Raw genomic sequence first — 2876 nt, 5'->3', positions numbered from 1 at the left:
ATCGAACAGGCCAGCATTGCCAGGAATGCAACCGAAATCAGCAATGTCCCGAAGCCCGCTCTCTCCATGCCGCCTGCTTATCGGCAGAAATGCGGCTCAATCAAGATGACGAAATGCCCATGCGATGCGTGGAATCGGCCTACTGGAACGCCGTTTCCGAAAAACTTCTGAGCTTGCGCGAATGCAACCGCTCCATCGGCATTTCCGCGAGCTTCTCCATAGCCCTGATGCCGATGGTCAGGTGCTGCGCCACCTGGCGCTTGTAGAATTCGGTCGCCATGCCGGGCAGCTTCAACTCGCCATGCAGCGGTTTGTCCGAAACGCACAGCAGCGTGCCGTAGGGAACACGGAAGCGGAAGCCATTGGCGGCGATGGTCGCCGATTCCATGTCGAGTGCGATGGCGCGAGATTGCGACAGACGCTGTACCGGCCCACGCTGGTCGCGCAGCTCCCAGTTGCGATTGTCGATGGTGGCGACGGTGCCGGTGCGCATGATGCGCTTCAGGTCGTAGCCCGAAAGGCCGGTGACTTCGGCGACGGCTTCCTGCAACGCCACCTGGATCTCGGCCAGCGGCGGGATCGGCACCCAGACCGGAAGATCGTCGTCCAGCACGTGGTCCTCGCGCACATAGGCATGCGCCAGCACATAGTCGCCCAGCGCCTGGGTGTTGCGCAAGCCGGCGCAGTGACCGAGCATCACCCAGGCATGCGGCCTCAGCACCGCAATATGGTCGGTGATGGTCTTGGCGTTGGAAGGCCCGACGCCGATATTGACCATGGTGATGCCGCCATGTCCCGATTTCTTCAGGTGATAGGCCGGCATCTGCGGCAGGCGCGGCGGTGCAACGCCTTCCCTGGGCGCGCTCTGCCCGCCCTTGGTGATGACATTGCCCGGCTCGACGAACTCCGTGTATCCGCCGCCGCCATTGGCCATCAGGTCGCGGGCGCGGGCGACGAATTCGTCGATGTAGAACTGATAGTTGGTGAACAGCACGAAGTTCTGGAAATGCTGCGGCGTGGTTGCCGTATAGTGCGACAGCCGGTGCAGCGAATAGTCGATGCGCTGCGCCGTGAAGGGCGCCAGAGGCCTCGGCTCGCCGAAGGCGACTTCGAAGGTGCCGTTGGCGATCTGGTCGTCGGTGCCGTCGAGATCGGGCACGTCGAACAGGTCGCGGATCGGCCGCTTGATGCGCTCTGCCGTCGCGCCGTCGACATGGGTGCCTTCAAGGAAGGCGAAATGCAGCGGGATGGGTGTGGTCGATTCCGACACCGTGACCGCAACCCCATGATTGCGCATGATCAGGCGCAACTGCTCGACGAGGTAGCTTTCGAACAGGCCCGGCTGGGTGATGGTGGTGGAAAAATGCCCAGGCGTCGGCATATGCCCATAGGCCTGGCGCGAGTCGATCTGGGTGAATGAGTTGGTGGTGACGCCGATCTCCGGATAGAAGGCCCGGTAGCGCTTGCCATTATCACCGCCTGCTGCCGCCAATTCTGCGAAGGAGTCGCGCAGGAACTTGGTGTTGCGATCGTAAAGCGCCTGCAGTGCCTTGACGGCCTTTTCAGCGCTATCAAAGCTTTGCCGGCCAAAAGGCTCCGGCATGACGACAGATTCGATGGCTTGTGGGTAGATTCGCTTTTCCATGGCTCAATATAGAGACTTGGATCGGCACTTGGGAGGGGTGTCGCGACCGAAGGCGGTCAAAGCGCCGTTTTTCTTCAACCGCGCTGCAGGCTGACCAGAAGCACAAAGCCGACGCCGGACTTCTTCAGGGCCGGTGCGTCGATCGTCGAGCCGGTGTCGGCGCGCATCATCGGCACGGCCAGGACCGGAGCGGCCAGAACCGTCAGGATAAGCGCCGCCCGCGGCAGAAGCCGAAGGGTCTTGAGAGCGTTGGCGGCGATGCGGTTCATGGCGTTCAGCTTTTCTTTTCGAGGTCTTGGTTTCTTTGTTCAGTTGCGAAGATGGGTGGGGCAGGCGAGGCGGCAGGTTCTGGAACTGGCTTCGTCCCAGGCGCGGGCCGGACGGCCCGCTTCAGCGACGAGGATGGCGAAGAACATTCCAAACAGGCTCACCAGCAGGCAGACGATGGTGAAGCGGCGAGCAAGCATTGGGTCGGTCTCCTTCAACACGCCGGAGAATGCCCTGATGCAACTGAACCGGCTCTGATGGCGGCGTTCATCTGCGGTTCAAGATGATTGACGGGGTTTCGATGGCGCTGGCGTCGGTTGGATAGCCGCCGGCCTCCATCGAGCATCACCGGCGCAGGATGTGTCGACAAAACGAAAACGGGGCCCGTCGGGGCCCCGTCATCAGGTCGGAAAGATGCGCTCGATCAGAGCTTGTGCCAGGTCTGGCTCTTGCAGATCAGCCCGCCGAGCACGCAGCCGCTCATCTTGAGAGAGGTGCCCGACAATGTCGCCTTGCCCGAATAGGTCTTGTCGTTTGCCGGATCGGTGATGTTGCCGGCATATTTGTTGTCGCCCGTCGCCTTGAGGGAGCCGATGGTCTTGCCGGCATATTTGCCGGACTTGAGCGTGATGGAAAACGAGCCGCCGCCAGCGATGGCTGCGGTGTCGCCGGCCTGCGTCTTCCAATTGCCCTCGATCGGATCGGCCCAGGCCGCACCGGCCATGATCAATGTGGCCGCAAGGGCCAGGCTCACTCTTCGAAACATGTCTTCCTCCCTTTAGATGTCCGGCCGGATGCTCCGCCTCGGTCTGCCGCTTACGCAAACGTAAGCTAATCCAGCTCCCGGCAAAACAAAAGCGGTGCCGCAACGGAAGACTTTCGGATTTTGAAGGGCCCCGAATGCGCCTCCTGGCCAAGGAAATGAAACGATCGGCGCATCGCCTTTGTCTCCTGTGGTTAGCGA

Annotated in this window: 4 protein-coding genes; all 4 read right to left on the bottom strand. The window is 61.5% G+C overall.

The genetic code is table 11. The features are described 5' to 3' along the window. Positions 1-139: 139 nt before the first annotated feature. On the bottom strand, positions 140-1645 hold the full coding sequence (locus tag EN925_RS30650; RefSeq protein WP_128337160.1) for an AMP nucleosidase: 1506 nt from the start codon (positions 1643-1645) through the stop codon (positions 140-142). A gap of 74 nt (positions 1646-1719) precedes the next feature. Beyond that, positions 1720-1914, bottom strand: a complete 195-nt coding sequence (locus EN925_RS30645; protein ID WP_027162961.1) for a hypothetical protein — start codon at positions 1912-1914, stop codon at positions 1720-1722. A gap of 39 nt (positions 1915-1953) precedes the next feature. Further along, complete coding sequence (locus tag EN925_RS39840) at positions 1954-2112, bottom strand: hypothetical protein (RefSeq protein WP_023812838.1); 159 nt, start codon at positions 2110-2112, stop codon at positions 1954-1956. 224 nt (positions 2113-2336) lie between these two features. Then, the gene (locus tag EN925_RS30640; RefSeq protein WP_013532615.1) at positions 2337-2678 is read right to left on the bottom strand and encodes a DUF2147 domain-containing protein; all 342 of its coding nucleotides are present in this window, start codon (positions 2676-2678) and stop codon (positions 2337-2339) included. Positions 2679-2876: the final 198 nt, after the last annotated feature.

It is taken from the genome of Mesorhizobium sp. M7A.F.Ca.US.006.04.2.1 (assembly GCF_004022915.1).
Classification (GTDB): domain Bacteria; phylum Pseudomonadota; class Alphaproteobacteria; order Rhizobiales; family Rhizobiaceae; genus Mesorhizobium; species Mesorhizobium ciceri.
This window is presented reverse-complemented; position numbering and strand designations above follow the sequence as displayed.

What these genes read in the sequence shown, in the direction of transcription:
- EN925_RS30650 (WP_128337160.1), bottom strand. Translation starts at nt 1,645, where the DNA reads ATGGAAAAGCGAATCTACCCACAAGCCATCGAATCTGTCGTCATGCCG.
- EN925_RS30645 (WP_027162961.1), bottom strand. Translation starts at nt 1,914, where the DNA reads ATGAACCGCATCGCCGCCAACGCTCTCAAGACCCTTCGGCTTCTGCCG.
- EN925_RS39840 (WP_023812838.1), bottom strand. Translation starts at nt 2,112, where the DNA reads ATGCTTGCTCGCCGCTTCACCATCGTCTGCCTGCTGGTGAGCCTGTTT.
- EN925_RS30640 (WP_013532615.1), bottom strand. Translation starts at nt 2,678, where the DNA reads ATGTTTCGAAGAGTGAGCCTGGCCCTTGCGGCCACATTGATCATGGCC.